Here is a 1242-nt window from a genome sequence, read left to right on the forward strand (position 1 = left end):
TGTCATGTCGCAGGACATCGGTGACGAATCTGCATCAGGACATCGGTGACACTTTGAATCGTCTTGGTGGTGACACTTCTGCCCCGAGGCTTCGGCGGTGGCTGCCAGTGAACCCATCGATCCCCGTGTCCGTCTCGCGATCTCTCAGTGGCCCGAGGACGCGCCCCGCGGGGCGGTCTCGACGTTCTGTGCCGAGCACGGCATCTCCCGCAAGTCCTTCTACGAGCTGCGCAAGCGCGCCAAGACCGAGGGTCCGGCCGCGGTCCTCGAACCCCGGAGCCGTCGACCCAAGGCCACTCCGACGAAGCTGACCGAGGAGGTCAGGAAGCAGGCGATCGGGGTTCGTGCGGCGCTGGAGGCCTCCGGGCTGGACCACGGGCCGATCAGCGTGCACGACAAGATGCGAGCGATGGGCCTGGAGCAGGTGCCATCGGTAGCCTCGCTGGCCCGGATCTTCCGCGAGGCCGGCGTCGCCCGATTCGAGCCGAAGAAGCGACCCCGTTCGGCGTGGCGGCGGTTCGTCTACCCCGCCCCGAATGCCTGCTGGCAGCTGGATGCGACCGAGTACGTCCTGACCGGCGGGCGCAAGTGCGTGATCTTCCAGCTCATCGACGACCACTCCCGCTACGCGGTCGCCTCCCACGTCGCCTGGGGCGAGACCGTCATAGATGCGATCACAGTGGTGGACAAGGCCATTGCCGCCCACGGTGTCCCGCAACGCCTGCTGTCCGATAACGGACTCGCGCTCAACCCGTCCCGGCGCGGGTACCTGGGCCAACTCGTCGACCACGTATCCCGACTCGGGGTCGAGCCGATCACCGGGAAGCCGTACAAGCCGACCACCCAGGGCAAGAACGAACGCTTCCACCAGACCCTGTTCCGCTACCTCGACAAGCAGCCGCTCGCCGAATCGCTGACCGAGCTCCAGGCCCAGGTCGACGCCTTCGACCACATCTACAACACCGAACGTCCGCACCAAGGACTACCGGGCCGCGTCACACCGTTGGCGGCGTGGGAAGCGACACCGAAGGCCGACCCGCCCCGCCCCCGCACGGACCAGACGCCATGGTTCGACCGGCCCGTGCCGCAGCGGTACAAGCATCCGCAACCACCGCCGCCGGCCGACCTGCCGGCCGACACCCGCATCCGGAAGGTCAGCACCGGCGGCACCGTCCACGTGGACAAGGTCTTCTACAAGATCGACGTCGACCACGCCTTCAAACAGGTCCTCGTCATCGCCCA

At 67.2% G+C, this 1242-nt stretch carries 1 protein-coding gene; it reads left to right on the forward strand.

Annotated elements, in window-relative coordinates; all coding sequences use genetic code 11:
- Positions 1–139: 139 nt before the first annotated feature.
- On the forward strand, positions 140–1242 hold a 1103-nt coding region (locus PZ894_RS00005; protein ID WP_275741176.1), incomplete at its 3' end, for an IS481 family transposase.

The sequence above is a fragment of the Nocardioides sp. YIM 152315 genome, from assembly GCF_029210375.1.
In the GTDB taxonomy this organism is placed as follows: domain Bacteria; phylum Actinomycetota; class Actinomycetes; order Propionibacteriales; family Nocardioidaceae; genus Nocardioides.